The sequence below is a fragment of the Sphingobacteriaceae bacterium genome (assembly GCA_002319075.1).
Classification (GTDB): domain Bacteria; phylum Bacteroidota; class Bacteroidia; order B-17B0; family Aurantibacillaceae; genus Aurantibacillus.
In genome coordinates, this window is the sequence record NVQB01000001.1 from 1,846,166 (window position 1) to 1,861,346 (window position 15,181).

The 15,181-nt window shown below is 37.3% G+C and carries 16 protein-coding genes; 9 read left to right on the top strand and 7 right to left on the bottom strand.

All coding sequences use genetic code 11. The annotated features are described in order from the left end of the window. Position 1 precedes the first annotated feature (1 nt). From CNR22_08140 to CNR22_08150, 3 genes are read right to left on the bottom strand one after another with little or no spacing between them, the layout of a single operon-like run. Complete coding sequence (locus CNR22_08140; protein PBQ31741.1) at positions 2 to 670, bottom strand: tRNA (guanosine(46)-N7)-methyltransferase TrmB; 669 nt, start codon at positions 668 to 670, stop codon at positions 2 to 4. Between the two features lie 56 nt (positions 671 to 726). Beyond that, positions 727 to 2,457 (bottom strand): antibiotic ABC transporter ATP-binding protein, encoded by a 1,731-nt coding sequence (locus CNR22_08145; protein PBQ34853.1) that lies wholly within the window; start codon positions 2,455 to 2,457, stop codon positions 727 to 729. 35 nt (positions 2,458 to 2,492) lie between these two features. Next, a complete protein-coding gene (locus CNR22_08150) occupies positions 2,493 to 3,254 on the bottom strand; it encodes a tRNA pseudouridine(38-40) synthase TruA (GenBank protein PBQ31742.1) in 762 nt (253 codons plus the stop codon). 224 nt (positions 3,255 to 3,478) lie between these two features. Here CNR22_08150 and CNR22_08155 point away from each other — a divergent pair, with 224 nt between their 5' ends. The 5 genes from CNR22_08155 (at position 3,479) to CNR22_08175 (ending at position 6,993) form a co-directional block, all read left to right on the top strand. Continuing rightward, positions 3,479 to 4,885: a 23S rRNA (uracil(1939)-C(5))-methyltransferase RlmD gene (locus CNR22_08155; protein PBQ31743.1), complete on the top strand. Its 1,407-nt coding sequence runs from the start codon at positions 3,479 to 3,481 to the stop codon at positions 4,883 to 4,885. 97 nt (positions 4,886 to 4,982) lie between these two features. Beyond that, positions 4,983 to 5,234 (top strand): hypothetical protein, encoded by a 252-nt coding sequence (locus tag CNR22_08160; GenBank protein PBQ31744.1) that lies wholly within the window; start codon positions 4,983 to 4,985, stop codon positions 5,232 to 5,234. Between the two features lie 9 nt (positions 5,235 to 5,243). Then, positions 5,244 to 5,540 carry a hypothetical protein gene (locus CNR22_08165; GenBank protein PBQ31745.1) on the top strand — a complete coding sequence of 99 codons (297 nt, stop codon included), beginning with the start codon at positions 5,244 to 5,246 and terminating at the stop codon, positions 5,538 to 5,540. A gap of 99 nt (positions 5,541 to 5,639) precedes the next feature. Further along, on the top strand, positions 5,640 to 6,662 hold the full coding sequence (locus tag CNR22_08170; GenBank protein ID PBQ34854.1) for a phenylalanine--tRNA ligase subunit alpha: 1,023 nt from the start codon (positions 5,640 to 5,642) through the stop codon (positions 6,660 to 6,662). A 7-nt stretch (positions 6,663 to 6,669) separates the two neighbouring features. Next, on the top strand, positions 6,670 to 6,993 hold the full coding sequence (locus tag CNR22_08175; protein PBQ31746.1) for a hypothetical protein: 324 nt from the start codon (positions 6,670 to 6,672) through the stop codon (positions 6,991 to 6,993). On the opposite strand, the gene CNR22_08180 is transcribed toward CNR22_08175, so the two are convergent. Next, positions 6,990 to 8,702 carry a hypothetical protein gene (locus CNR22_08180; GenBank protein ID PBQ31747.1) on the bottom strand — a complete coding sequence of 571 codons (1,713 nt, stop codon included), beginning with the start codon at positions 8,700 to 8,702 and terminating at the stop codon, positions 6,990 to 6,992. The two genes, CNR22_08175 and CNR22_08180, sit on opposite strands and share 4 nt — an antisense overlap. Before the next feature lie 41 nt (positions 8,703 to 8,743). On the opposite strand from CNR22_08180, the gene CNR22_08185 reads away from it, so the two are divergent. The 3 genes from CNR22_08185 (at position 8,744) to CNR22_08195 (ending at position 10,439) form a co-directional block, all read left to right on the top strand. After that, positions 8,744 to 9,256, top strand: coding sequence for a hypothetical protein (locus tag CNR22_08185; protein ID PBQ31748.1), 513 nt, complete (start codon positions 8,744 to 8,746; stop codon positions 9,254 to 9,256). Further along, positions 9,225 to 9,596: a hypothetical protein gene (locus CNR22_08190; GenBank protein ID PBQ31749.1), complete on the top strand. Its 372-nt coding sequence runs from the start codon at positions 9,225 to 9,227 to the stop codon at positions 9,594 to 9,596. The genes CNR22_08185 and CNR22_08190 overlap by 32 nt, the downstream gene beginning before the upstream one ends. Before the next feature lie 105 nt (positions 9,597 to 9,701). Next, on the top strand, positions 9,702 to 10,439 hold the full coding sequence (locus CNR22_08195; protein PBQ31750.1) for a hypothetical protein: 738 nt from the start codon (positions 9,702 to 9,704) through the stop codon (positions 10,437 to 10,439). A gap of 55 nt (positions 10,440 to 10,494) precedes the next feature. Here CNR22_08195 and CNR22_08200 read toward each other — a convergent pair whose 3' ends face one another. Continuing rightward, positions 10,495 to 11,544: a tRNA preQ1(34) S-adenosylmethionine ribosyltransferase-isomerase QueA gene (locus CNR22_08200; GenBank protein PBQ31751.1), complete on the bottom strand. Its 1,050-nt coding sequence runs from the start codon at positions 11,542 to 11,544 to the stop codon at positions 10,495 to 10,497. A gap of 262 nt (positions 11,545 to 11,806) precedes the next feature. Between CNR22_08200 and CNR22_08205 the strand changes: the two genes are divergently transcribed. Then, a complete protein-coding gene (locus CNR22_08205; GenBank protein PBQ31752.1) occupies positions 11,807 to 13,513 on the top strand; it encodes a peptidase S41 in 1,707 nt (568 codons plus the stop codon). Between the two features lie 218 nt (positions 13,514 to 13,731). Here the strand turns inward: CNR22_08205 and CNR22_08210 are convergent, their stop codons facing one another. After that, positions 13,732 to 14,439, bottom strand: coding sequence for a hypothetical protein (locus CNR22_08210; protein PBQ31753.1), 708 nt, complete (start codon positions 14,437 to 14,439; stop codon positions 13,732 to 13,734). A gap of 75 nt (positions 14,440 to 14,514) precedes the next feature. Beyond that, on the bottom strand, positions 14,515 to 15,096 hold the full coding sequence (locus CNR22_08215; GenBank protein PBQ31754.1) for a hypothetical protein: 582 nt from the start codon (positions 15,094 to 15,096) through the stop codon (positions 14,515 to 14,517). Positions 15,097 to 15,181 lie beyond the last annotated feature (85 nt).

Here is a 15,181-nt window from a genome sequence, read left to right on the forward strand (position 1 = left end):
GTTAATTCAATTTAAACTGAATGTATTTGATATCCTCGCCTTTGTCAGTGAACATCTTCTCATAATAGGTCTTAATTTTAATGAGTTCTTCTCTATCTGCCGGACAATTTTTGTAGAGATCATTTGTGTGCCAAATCAGGGGGAATCTATTTTCTTCAATCACTTCTAAAGTATATTCATAGAAGCTGGTGCTGTCTGTTTTCAGGTGGACGATGCCGTCTTTTTTAAGGATTTTTTTATAACGCTCTGTAAAGAGATTGTGCGTTAAACGCGCGCGCGCCCGGGTGCTTTGCGGTTGAGGATCAGGAAAAGTTATCCATATTTCGTCAACTTCATTCTCTGCAAAGCAATAGTCAATAAAATCGATGCGTGTTCTTAAAAATCCCACATTGTGCATATTCTCGGCAAGTGCTTGTGAAGCTCCCGTCCATATGCGATTTCCTTTAATATCCACCCCTATGTAATTTCTACCTGGATTATTTTTCGCCAAACCTACAGTATACTCGCCTTTTCCGCAACCTAACTCGAGAATGATAGGATGATCGTTTTTAAAATATTCAGAACGCCATTTGCCTTTCAGATCAAAGCCCTTCTGTAGATTTTCGTAAAACAGGGTAAAACAATTTTTGAATGTTTCGAAATCGGCAAATTTTTCTTGTTTACTTGGCATACATTTAAATCCTTCCAACCTCTGACAAGGAGTGGTTACTGATTATTATTACTCTGTCAGGAGCTTATTATTTCTTCTTTATTCTGTAACTCATTTAACTTTTTAAAACGGCTGTCGCGTCCCATCAAATCAGGTATAGAGCCCTCCTCAATAATTTCTCCCTGGTCAAATACCAAAACTTTATTTACATGTTTAATGGTTGACAAGCGGTGAGCGATGATAATTGACGTTCTGCCCTCCGAAATTTTTTCAACGGCCCTCTGGATTAAAATCTCTGTTTGTGTATCAATAGTGGCTGTTGCTTCATCTAAAATAAAAATAGAAGGCTGATAAACAAAGGCCCGGATAAATGCAATAAGCTGGCGCTGACCTGCCGAGAGACTTTGCCCGCGTTCTGTTACCTGGTACTGAAATCCTCCTGGCAAAGAAAGGATGTATTCGTACAATCCAATCTCTTTGGTGGCACGTTCTACTTCTTCAAACTGAATCGCAGAATTATTGAGCGTAATGTTGTTTAAAATAGAGTCGTTAAACAAATAAACATCCTGTAAAACAACTCCTGTATTTTTTCTTAAGGATTCTAAATCAAAATCCCTGATTTCTATTCCATCTATAAAAATGTGCCCTTTGTTGTATTCATAAAAGCGGCTCAATAAATTAATGATCGTCGACTTTCCTGCTCCCGTAGCACCTACTAAAGCTATAGTTTGACCGGCATTAATTTTAAAAGAAACATTCTTCAATACAAAATGGTCTTTTCTATAGGCGAACCAAACATCTTTAAATTCAATGTTATCCTTTACGCTTTCAAAATTCAGAGTTCCGGTATTGGAAATTTTTTCATCGGTATCCAAAACTTTAAAAACACGCTCTGCAGACACAATTCCCATTTGCAAAGTATTTAAACGATCTGCCAACATGCGAATCGGACGAAACAACATGTTGATCATCATTACAAAAAAAGTAATATCGCCAAGATTAATAGCGTATGAACTTCCCTTAACACCCACAAACCAAATAATGAGCGCGATAGAAAATGAAGATAAAATTTCTACAACCGGAAAAAAAACAGAATAATAAAAAATGGATTTAATGTTGGCGATGCGGTGTTGTGCATTTATTTCTTTAAATTTTTCCAGTTCTCTGTCTTCGCGATTGAAAAGTTGAACAAGCCGCATCCCTGTAATATGCTCTTGTGTAAATGTATTTAAAGCTGCAACAGCATTCCTCACCAGAGTGAAAGTTTTTTTTACCCCCCTTTTAAAGAGCGCTGTTGCTATAAATAGCAAAGGAATAGTGCTCAAAGCTAAAAAGGCAAGGATCCAGTTTTTTACAAACATGGCTACAATAAAAATAATCAGCATCACAATGTCACCGGCAATCACGATAAATCCTTGTGAAAAAACATCACTCAGGCTCTCTATGTCTGAAATAGCTCTTGTAACTAATGTTCCCACCGGTGAGTTGTCGAAGTAGGTGTTTTTCAAATGCAATATATGTGTATACACCTGGTTGCGAAGGTCCTTTACAATGTTTTGTCCAAGCAAATTTGTAATGCGGATATTAATTACCTGCAGAAAAGCTTCCAACAAAAGAAACCCAAGAATAACAAGACAGATGTAGTTTAATTTTTCACTGCTTCGTTCCTTTATTACGTAGTCATTTAAAGCGGTACTGATTAGCAAAGGGCGAACAATGGCCAGCGCTGACAAAGCTAAGGTCATAAACACCGCTCCATAAAAAAGTTTTTTATAGGACTTTGTATAGCTTAGAATTCTGCGGATCATCCCCAGGTTTAATCCTTTATTTTTTACTTCATTGCTCACTCAAAAATTTCTTTTGGATATTTAATTCCTGTTAAAAATAAGGCATTGGCAGGAGCATTGTTTCCAGCAACTCTTCTGTCTTTTGCTTCTATAATTTTTTTAAAATCGCTTATGGTAATCTTGTTCTTACCCACCATAACCAGAGTGCCCACAATGGCTCTTACCATGCCTCTTAGAAAGCGATCGGCACTTATTGTAAAGCGCCATTCATGCTCTGCACTTTTTTGCCATACTGCTTTGGTAATTTTACAGTTGTTTGTTTTATTTTGTGTATTCACTTTGCTAAAGCTTGTAAAATCTTCGTATTCCAGAAGAGTTGCGGCCGCCCTGTTCATCACCTCAAAATCCAATTCACCGTAAACGTACCAGCTAAAGCTATCTCTAAAAGGATTTTTATGTTGATTGACGTAATAGTAGTAAACCCTCTGCGTAGCTTCAAACCTGGCGTGAGAAGTATCTTTTACTTTTTGAATATTTTGAATCGCAATAGTTGGCGGAAGAATGGTATTGAATTTATAGATCCAATGATCTTTATTTTCAATCAGATCAACACAATGACTATCGAAATGCGCAACGTAATTCTTTGCGTGTACCCCCGAATCTGTTCTTCCACAACCCACAAGATCAATCTTTTCCTTTAAAAGCATAGAAAGTTTTTCTTCCAAAACCTGCTCTACAGTACTGGCCGTGTTCTCTTGTATTTGCCAACCATTAAAGTTTGTGCCATTGTAAGAAAGCGTTAAAAAAAAACGAGCCATTGCGCAAAGTTAGGGTTATTTGATTATATATTGCCACAGATTTCGCAGATTTCACAGATGAATTATTGACGCATTGCGAAGAAAAGTCTTAATGTTTTAAATTAGAAGTTAGACTCCCATGTACAAATTGCATAAAAACTATCAGCGAAAACAGTGAAATCTGTGGCGAAAGAGCGAGGTATTTCCAGTATTCCCCTTAAATCACTACTTTTACAGGCTCATTTATGTCGAAGATTAAGAAGAATTTTGTTTTAGAAAACCTGGAAGTAGTTGACATCAGCACCGAAGGAAAAGCCATTGCGAAAAATGATGGTCTTGTTGTTTTTATTGATGGTGCTGTTCCCGGTGATATGGTGGACGTTATGGTACATCGCAAAAAAAACAGTTTTGCTGAGGGAACCGTTCATAAAATGAACAAACTTTCTGAATACCGCGTACAACCCCTGTGCGAGCATTTTGGAACCTGTGGTGGCTGCAAATGGCAAAACCTGAATTATAAAACGCAACTTGATTTCAAGCAAAAATATGTTTTCGATGCCTTTACACGCATAGGTAAACTGGACTTTCCTGACTTACTTCCGATTTTAGGAAACGAAAAAGACTATTACTACCGTAATAAATTGGAATTTTCTTTCTCCAATAAAAAATGGCTTACCAAGGAACAAATGGATTCTGAAGTAGTTATTGAAAATAAAAATGCCTTGGGATTTCACATACCCGGTATGTTCGATAAAATTCTTGCCATTGAAAATTGTTATTTACAAAACGAGCCCAGTAACACCATACGGAACAAAGTACGCGACTACGCCTTTAAAAACAAACTCACTTTTTTCGACATAAGAAATAAATCAGGTCTTCTTAGAACCTTAATGATTCGCACTACCAGCACCGGAGAGATCATGGTGGTACTTTCTGTTTTTGAATGGCTGGAAAAAGAAACCTTTGCTTTGCTGGAATTCATGAAGATCGAATTCCCTCAAATTACTTGCCTGCAATACGTTCACAACGACAAAGGGAACGATACTTTTTTCGGCCTGGACATTAAAACCTATTACGGCAGAGATCACATCCTCGAAGAGATGGAAGGCCTAAAATTTAAGATCAGCGCCAAATCCTTTTACCAGACCAATTCTGAACAAGCCTATAACTTATATAAAATTACCCGCGATTTCGCAGGTTTAACCGGAGAAGAACTTGTTTACGACCTTTACACAGGCACTGGCACCATTGCTAACTTTGTGGCAAGACAGGCAAAAAAAGTTGTCGGAATTGAATATGTAGAAGATGCCATTAAAGACGCAGTAGAAAATTCAAAAACAAATAACATAGGTAACACACTTTTCTTCGCAGGAAACATGAAAGATGTTCTTAATGAAGAATTCCTGACTACCCATGGACATCCCGATGTTATCATTACTGATCCTCCGCGTGCAGGAATGGATCCGGAAGTGGTAAGCGTGATCTTAAAAGCACGACCAAAAAAAGTAGTTTATGTAAGTTGTAATCCCAGCACGCAGGCAAGAGATTTAGCTTTAATGCAGGATCAGTACAAAATAATTAAGACCCAACCTGTGGACATGTTTCCCCAAACTGCGCATATAGAGAATGTTACCTTACTTGAGCGAATGTGATTAAATCTTTAAATCTCCCTATTTTCGTCGATTTGTAAGGGTAATCCTTTACTTTGGCACTAAATTTTCATAGTTTTGCGTTAAATAAATCTAAACCATGAAAAAATTTACAATCCTTGCTGCATGCTTTAGCTTGCTAAGCTTAGCGTCATGCAAAAAAGACAGAACGTGCGACTGCACAACAACCTACACAAGTTCGTCAGGAAACACAACTACCAGCACTGACAAAGTAATTCTTTTAGAAAGTAAAAAATCTGATGCGAAATCGCTTTGCCAAAAAACTACCTGGACATCAGTTGGTAACTCGGGATCCACTTCAACCACAGTTCAAGATTGTAAACTTAATTAATCTAAAAACATGAAAACAAATTTAATATTAGCTTTAAGTATTCTTGCAATTGCGTCTACGTCGTGCAGAAAAGAACGCACTTGTGAGTGCAAAACTACATCCACAGAAGTTATCACTGGTTTTGGTGCTCAGACAAACACTTACACGTCATCTGACAAAGTGGTAATGGAAAAACAGAAAAAGAGTCAATTTAAATACTCTAATCAATGTTTCTCGACTCGCACCACTGACAATGACTCTGGTGGCAATGGAGCTACAGCATGGAGTTCACAAACAACAAATGAAACAATTTGTGAAGTAAAATAAATATTTCCATCTTATAACAGGCCACTCCCGCATTTGGAGTGGCTTTTTTTATGCCCCAAAAAACCGCTTATTTTTGTATTTTTGTACCCTATTATGGGAATGACAGAAAAAATAAATAGTTTAATGGAAGAGGTAGATGCATTTGCTGCCCAAACCAAAGAACAGGTTGAAGAATACAGGATAAAATGGTTGAGTAAAAAAGGCGAAGTAAGTGCCTTGTTTGACGATTTTAAAAATGTGCCTTCCGATATTAAAAAAGAGGTTGGCCAAAAATTAAATGAGCTTAAATTAAAAGCGCAGGATAAGATCAATCACCTGAAAGAAAAATTCGAGTCCTCAGAATCGGATAACACGCCTGCTGCAGATCTTTCTTTACCTGGATTTCCAACGGTTCAGAATGGAAGTCGTCACCCTTTAACTTTGGTTAAAAATCAAATCATAGATATTTTTTCACGCATAGGTTTTACTGTAAGCGATGGAAAAGAAATTGAAGACGACTGGCATAATTTTACTGCTTTAAATACGCCGGAAAATCACCCCGCGCGGGACATGCAGGATACTTTTTATGTGAACATTAATCCTGAAATGGTTCTGCGTACACAAACATCCAGTGTACAGGTTCACATTATGGAACATCAAAAACCGCCTATCCGTACTATTTCTCCGGGTAGAGTTTACCGTAACGAAGCCATAAGTGCCCGCGCGCACTGCCAGTTTCACCAGGTAGAAGGTTTATACATTGATGAAAAAGTTTCATTTGCCGATTTAAAACAAACGCTTTTATATTTTGCCAAAGAAATGTTTGGTGCTGATACAAAAATAAGATTACGTCCAAGTTATTTTCCTTTTACGGAGCCCAGTGCTGAAATGGACATAAGCTGCACCATCTGTAAAGGAAAGGGCTGCAACGTTTGTAAATATACGGGTTGGGTAGAAATTTTAGGCTGTGGCATGGTAGATCCACAAGTTTTGATCAATTGCAAAATTGATGAAAATAAATTCAAAGGCTTTGCTTTCGGCATGGGCATTGAGCGTATTGCCATGTTAAAGTACGAAATTAAAGATCTGCGTTTGTTTTTTGAAAACGATAGCCGCTTCTTAAAACAATTTACTTCTGCATAATTTATAAATGAAGAGCGCCGGACGTATTGAAAATTTAATGAGCATGTTAGAAAAAGAACCGGATGATCTTTTTTTAAACTACGCACTCGGACTCGAATATGCCAGTGACCTCAACAAAGTAGCCGATGCCGAGAGCCAGTTTAAACTTGTTCTTGGTCTTGATAAAAATTACATCCCCGCTTATTATCAGTTAGGACAGTTGTTTGCTTCGCTGCTTCGTATTACTGAAGCGTTAGAGTATTATAACAGCGGATTAGAAAAAGCTAAAGAACAAAAAAATAACAAAGCCATTAACGAATTTGGCGAGGCTATTTTTATGTTAGAAGACTAATAATTCTCTTCTTCTTTTAAAAAGGGATAGTCGTAAAGTTCATTCAGATACCTGTACAAATGCCCGGCCTTTCCTACCTGGTCCATCAATTTTTTAATTAATTCTATCACGGTTTCTTCAGGAAGCTTATCTAAAAACTCTTTTGCTTTAGTGAAGACTTTCACCTGGTATCGGTATACGGAATCTTGTCTCAGCGTTTCTGCAAGATGCCGCATGTAAAGTGCCAGAAAAGACGGACTAGTATCAGGATATTTTTTCAAAGCTACTTCATGCGCTGCTGAAAACTTATTTGTTGCTCTCGACAACTCTGCGATGAGCTCATCAAATAAGTTTGCGCGTAAAAGCAGAAGTGTTAGTTTGTCCTGGTAATATCCTTTGGAAGTATTTTTTATGGATTCAATTAACTCCTTCATAGCTCTATCCTGTTCAGATGGAGAAATGAGGTGAAGGTAACGCTCGAGATCTTCCGGCAGAATAAAAAGCTGGTGGATAAAACTTTCCCGCAGGTATTTTATTTCAAGGTCCTGTAAATTGTATATACGTGCGTGTTTAAGAATGTACTGCAGATAATCCTTGTAATATGCTTTACGACTAATACGAATTTCATCATAATGCGTTTCGAGCAAATTAAATGCTGTTTTTAAATTTTGCTTACAGAAGTAAAGTTCGGCTTTAGCTATTATTAATTCCACTTCTCCTCCTTCCTGGTGCAAAGGGAATGCGGTCTTAAACAAAGTCCATTCTTTTAAAGCAGTTTGCAGACGAGCGATAAGTAGTTTGTCGAGATGCTGAAAATGTGGCGACTTAAACGTTCTTTTCTTTAATAATTTACTCAATACTAAAAGCTCCTGTTCATTTTTTGCAAAGCTTACAAAACGCGGAACGAAAAAAGCAAAAGCCTCGCTCTGTAGTTTTTTGTTGTCGCTCACTGAACTCAGCGTCACATTAAACCATTCCGTTTTTTCTTTAGAAGTTAAACCCTTTTTAAAAAGAAGGTCAAGCGCATTTAACGTTTGGTCATAAATCTCAAAGAGCGGTTGCTCATCACCTAAAAAACGCATCTGGAATAATTGGAAAAAGACTTTTATGATTCCAATATGAAAAGAAAATAAGTCCTGTTCAGTTTTCAGTTTGGCAGCAATAGCCCCGGCAAACAAACTAAATTCTTTAAACAAACTTTCCGTAGCCGCTGCATTGAGCTGTTTTAAGTTAAAATAGGGCGTTAACAAAAACTCAAGCTGAGCACAATACACGTCAGAGATTACAAGCGTCTTTTTATCGGTAAGAAACTTTGTTATAACAGGTACCGATAATTTATTCTGAGACTCTTTTATGAACTTTCTTAAATTTTCGGACTCAGCTTTCCTTATATTTCTGTTTATATAGCCATTCTCATCAAGTTCTAAGGAGTCTTTTTTTAATTTCGAATTCTTTGCCTTAACGCTAATTCCAAGAGCCTCCTGTTGAAAGAAAAACATAACGGCACTCAAGTGTTCGCAATAAGTAAGCTTTAAGCAGGAGCAGGAATAGCTCATTAATTTATCTCCATGCTTTCGCAAAAATAAATTATCCCCTTCCAGGAAAAAATGATAGTCGAATCGGGATTGCTTTTCAACCAATTCTACAGCTCCTTTTTCAAAAAGCTTAAGTCCTTTTTTCAAAGTCGTTTCTTTAAAGGAATGTTCAAATTGTTTAACTTCGAAAAGCATGTTCTCCAAAGTTAACAAACTCTTGTATATCTTTGACTTAAATGAAATTGGTAGCAGAAACAGACAGATTATTTATCAGGCAGTTTGCTGAGAGTGATTCACAATTTATTTTCACTTTGCTGAATAGCCCAGGCTGGCTTCAATTTATCGGCGACAGAAACATAAAAACTTCAGAAGATGCCAGGCATTATATAGTAAACGGACCTCTATTCAGTTATTTAAAATTTGGATTTGGTCCCTATCTGGTAGAACTGAAAGGTTCTAAAATTCCCATAGGTATGTGCAGTTTAATTAAGCGGGAAACCCTTGAGGACGTTGATTTGGGCTTTGCATTCTTACACGACTATGTGGCAAAAGGCTACGCTTATGAAGCCTGCACTGCGGTTTTAAACTATTCAAAAAACACATTAGGTTTAAAAAAACTTGTTGCCATTACAAATCAGGATAACCTCTCAAGCATTGCACTCCTGAAAAAACTCGACTTCTTTTCGGAAGGTACTATAAAGCTTCCCCATGAAGAGAATGACCTTTTCTTTTTTTCTCACCTTCTCTGATTTATATAAAATGATCATCGGCATTGCAGGACCTTACTCAGCGTCTACACCGGAGCAAAGGCAAAAAAATCTTGATGTTTTAAATCACTATGCTGCCAAGCTCTTAGCAATGGGGCACATTCCTTTAATTGGTGTAAATGCGGCTCTACCCATTCTTCCCTTCTTAAAAACACAAGACACTTACACAGCAATCATGACCATTTCTCTTGCCATGATAAATTCCTGTGAGGCTTTGTTAGTAATAGCTGAGAGCCCCGGTGCCAATAAAGAACGTGATCTCATTTTAGCAAAAGGCCTACCTGTTTTTTATTCGCTGGAAGAAATTCCCTCCTTAAACTAATTTGAAAATTGTTAAAAAGGAGAGTTGAGATTTTTAGTAAGGAAAATTTTGTAACTTGGATAGAATTATAGTTTCCCGATTTTTTCTCTTATTAAAAAACCCATTATGAAAAGAAAAATTATTTTATTTAGTCTGGTGCTATTTCTTACAACTTTAGCGCAAGCAACAAAAGTCATTTCTGCAGCCGATTCCGACTGGGAAAACCCATCTACCTGGCTCGGAAATAAAGTTCCTTTTAAACCCGATACAATTCTCATTAAACATTACGTCACTCTTAATACTGATCTGATTATCGAAGCTCCAACAGTACTGATCATTGAAAAAGGTGCAACAGTCTGCGGCAATTATTTAATGGATGTAAAGTGTGGTGCAACTCTATTTAATTATGGAAATTTATATCTGAATACGGCCACCATCAGAAACGGATACAACTACAACGAATTTTACACTAAAAATTTAATAACCATTTTGGGATGTAGTCCAGCAGCAGCAGGCCTCGCAAATATTGCTCCGGATGGACACATGAAAGTATGGCCACCGGTATTATGCAAAACAGATGGCACCAACTGGCAACCGAAAGCAACAGGTATTGCGGCAACTACGTCAGAAGCATTTTTCGTAAACATTTCACCTAATCCTTTAAACTCAGGGTATCTTACCGTTGGAACCAAAGGCGATTTTGAAATCACCGTTTACGATACCAAAGGCTCCTTATATTACAGAGGCAATGCAATAGATCAAACTTTTGTAGATGTGCATGATTACGCCAATGGATTTTATTTCGTCGCCATTACTTTCAGCGATAATAAAAAGGTTTTTCGTAAGGTTTTGATAGCGCATTAATAAAACAAAAAAGCCTTTCACACTGTGAAAGGCTTTTCAAATAATTTGCTCATCCTTAGATGATCAACATCACGTCGCCATAAGAATAGAAACGGTATTTTTCTTTGATTGCTTCTTTATAAGCTTTAGTAATAAGGTCATACCCACCAAAGGCGCTTACCATCATCAATAAAGTACTTTCCGGCATGTGGAAATTGGTGATCATACAATTGGCAATGCTAAAATCATAAGGAGGAAAAATAAATTTATTTGTCCAGCCCACATACGGATTTAAGTGCCCTGTAGTTGAAACTGAAGTCTCTACAGCACGCATTACCGTTGTTCCTACAGCACAAACTCTTTTCTTTTTATCTTTCGCAGCATTTACAATTTTACAAGTGTCGCTTGAAATTAAAACTTCTTCGCTCTCTGTTTTGTGTTTGGTTAAGTCTTCTACCTCAACCGTTCTAAAAGTACCAAGACCAATGTGTAAAGTTAACGGTGCAAACTGCACACCTTTAATTTCGAGGCGTTTCAATAATTCGCGGCTAAAGTGTAAACCTGCTGTTGGAGCTGCCACAGCTCCTTCATTCTTAGCAAAAACAGTCTGATAACGTTCTGTATCTTCAGGCTCTGCAGCGCGTTTAATGTATTTTGGAAGTGGTGTTTCGCCTAAGTCGTAAAGAATTTTTCTAAACTCTTCATAGCTACCATCGTATAAGAAACGCAAGGTACGTCCGCGGGAAGTTGTGTTGTCGATTACCTCAGCAACCAAACTATCATCTTCACCAAAATATAATTTATTACCGATACGGATTTTACGCGCCGGATCAACCAATACGTCCCATAAACGGCTTTCTGCATTTAATTCGCGCAGTAAAAAAACTTCAATTTTTGCTCCTGTTTTTTCTTTATTCCCATACATACGCGCAGGGAACACTTTTGTGTCATTAAGCATTAACACATCACCATCATCAAAATAATTGATAACGTCTTTAAATTTTTTGTGAGAAATTTTTCCTGTTGCACGTTCAACTACCATCATTCGCGAGTCTTCACGGTTTTTTGCAGGATGCTCTGCCAATAGTTCTTTTGGCAGATTAAATTTAAACATTGATAACTTCATACTTTCTTTTTCTTTCTAATTTTTTTCAAGAAATGAAATCGATTTTTGATCAGCGGGGGAGTCCTGAAGGAAATATCAGTATCCGACTAAAATACTGACTAAAAAATAAATGTCATAATCTTACGGGATTAATTCGGGGGGCAAAACTAAGGATTTTCAGGCATTTTTCCGCAAAAAAATATCTAAAAATCTCTAAATATTCAGAAACAGCTTAGAATGGGCTGATTTATCCTTAAATTTAACGTTTACGAGGAGACTATTGATGAAAAAGATCATTTTTACAGGCAAAATTAAAAAGGCCCTTGCGGCATGTTCGTTAATTATTGCCCTGAGTATTGGAGTTGCTTACACTCCCGATTATTTCGAAATAAGCAAAAACCTGGATATTTTTTATTCTGTTTATAAGGAATTAAACGTAGGGTATGTAGATGGCACAAAACCGGGACAACTTATGAAAACAGGGATAGACGCGATGTTAAGCTCGCTCGATCCTTACACCGTTTACTATACTGAAAATGATATTGAAGATTACCGTTTTATGACAACCGGCGAATACGGAGGTATTGGAGCTACGGTGAACGATATTAACGGAAAAATCATTATAGCCGATCCTTATGAAGGCTTTGCTGCTTACAAGGCAGGGCTAAGAGCCGGTGACCAAATAATAGGCGTAAATGCCATCAACGTTGTAGGTAAAAAAACGGACGAAATTGGCACACTTTTAAAAGGTCAGGCCGGAACGCCTTTAAAACTTAAAGTCATTAAAGCGGGGCAAACTACTCCTACCGAAATCAGTTTAAATCGCGAAGAAATAAAAACCAAAGCGGTACCTTATGCGGGTATGTTACCTAATAACGAAACGGGTTATATTAAACTCATTTCCTTTACAGATAATTGCAGCAATGAAGTTAAGGAGGCGATGATTGCTCTTAAAGCAAAAGGAGCCAAAAACCTTGTTCTTGATTTGCGTGGTAACCTGGGTGGCCTATTGTTAGAGGCTGTAAACATCGTTAATTTCTTTACAGAAAAAGGACACGAAGTAGTTTTCACCAAGGGAAAAATTCCGGAATGGGACAAAACGTATTTATCGGTTAATCCACCTGTAGACCTTCAAATTCCATTAGTTGTTTTGGTGGATGAAAATTCCGCTTCTGCTTCTGAAATCGTTAGCGGTGCTCTGCAGGATTTAGACAGAGCGGTTATTATCGGCCAGAGAACTTACGGTAAAGGCTTGGTACAACAAACTAAAGATCTTGTCTATAATGCAAAAATTAAATTTACGGTTGCCAAATATTACATTCCCAGCGGACGTTGCGTGCAGGCTTTAGACTACAGCAACAAGGATGATGAAGGTCGCGTAGAAAAAGTACCCGATAGTTTGATCACTGCTTTTAAAACTAAAAATGGACGTATTGTTTATGATGGCGCAGGAGTTATGCCGGATGTAAAAACCAAAGAAGAAAAATTTGAGAACATCCTCATTTCTTTGATCTCGAAATTTCACATTTTTAATTATGCTACTCAGTATTATCTGAAGCACCAGGATATAGCGCCTGTTAAAGATTTTCAACTCACAGATGCAGAATACCAGGACTTTGTGGCCTACTTAAAAGATAAAGATTACACTTACAAAACAAAAAGTGAATTGGAGTTAGCGGACCTTAAAAAAAACGCGGAAGCTGAAAATTATTTCGCGGATATTAAAACTGAATACGACGCGCTCTTCAACAAGATGACTTCAAACAAAAAAGATGATCTTGTAAAATACAAACCAAGTATTAAAAAATTCCTGGAAGAAGAAATCGCATCACGTTACTATTTTCAGAAAGGTCGTGTAGAAATATCTTTAAAAAACGATGACGATTTGAAAGAAGCAACAGTGCTGCTAAACGATCCTTTTAAAATGAAAAATATTTTGACTGCAGTTGTTCCTGCAACAAAACCTTTTAATGTGAAGAAGAAGTTTTAGAAGCGTTAACTCCAAATTCAGGCTCGGCTTGCATTTGGTTTTGTCTTTTTGCGAGAAGGTTGTATTTTATATAAATGTCCATAAAACATGAACTACAAAGTGTCATTTCAGGAAATGGATCGGTTAGGAACGGAGAAATTATCTAAACAAGTACATGTAAAGATGTCCGCTAGCGCCTAACTGCTGTTAGCGGTTCGTTGGTTATAACCGATTGGTGTTTATTTGATACCTATAGCGTCATATGTTCCGTCCATATAGTGATGTATGGAGTTCCCATGGTCGCAATTTTTTGCAACTGATTCGAATTCATCAACGACTTTTTCTATTGGCAGTTCTTCCCATTTCAGTTTGCCAAAACAAGCCTCATAATACTGGAAACATTTTTTTAATGTCGAAAAACTTTGTTTATGCCTTCCTATGTCAGTGTTGGAAACAACATAATAATAATCAAAATGATAAGAATGGGTGCAATATTCAAATTCAATAAGTTTAATGTGATAAGGGGCTGGTTCAACTAAGCGTCTATTCTCAGGGCCAATCATACTCCAGGTCTTTAGACCGTTCGTAGAATAAAATTTTGCCAAATCTTCATCAGCTAAGTTAGTGGTATATATTTTTAGAGGTTTTATTTGGTGGAATTCCTCTAATAAGTCCAAATATTTCCAAAAGGCTTTTTCTTGATCATTATCACACTCTTCAAGTATTGCTTTTGCCCAGTCCATGCTTGCACCCCATTTATTGAATTTCTTTTTAACCCAAACATTCAGGTAGTCCAATGGTGGGTTGTCATGTGTGGCTGGATTAACGGAGTAACCCCTAATTAGATTATAGAGGTCTGAAAACCTAGGTGTCCCTTCAAAATACATGCGGTAATGCCTTTTGATTTTTTGTGCGAATTCGAATATTGATAGATTGTCTAATTTCATTTAAGCAATTTTAGCGAGGTTTGTCCCACTGCTCATCGATGATCACTAACTACCTGCTAAGTAATATATTTCCTTTTACTTCAGTGTCCCCGTAATTCCGAACTGAATAATTACACGACTTGGATAGATAGAAAGTAAATTATTATTCACATTAAACATCACCGAAGTGCTCAGGTTAATATTATCTGCAATCTCCTGGCGAAATCCTCCACCCACGAGTACATAGTCTACCCAAACCTTATCATTCGGCTCCATAGAAAAAAGATTCGGCTGACGCAGTTTGTCGTATTGCAGCTGCACAAAATAATTTTCACCAATCACATAACGCGCGTAAGAATGTCCTCCAAAAATAGATTGAGAGTAATTTCCGTAATAAGAATTGTAACTTATGTAGTTGTAAATTCCTCCAACACCCATGCTGAAATTTTTGAAGATATTATATCCTATCGTGGGGGATACTAAAATGAAAGTTGGATTCCCTATCCAGGCCTGAACATTACCACCCCAGACCACATTTTCTTTCCAGGCATCGTTCTTAGGTTCCTTTGTTTTAGCCATCTGACCCGGACGTTTTGATCCGTAATATACACTGTCTACCTGCGCTGCAAGTCCGCCGGATAAAAGCGCTAAAAGAACTATAAATTTAAATGCTTTCATTGGAAGCTAGTGTTTTAAAATCGGAAGCCACTGCGATGGTGTTATACAAATTTCGTTCTTGGTTATGAAATATCAAGTATCTTCG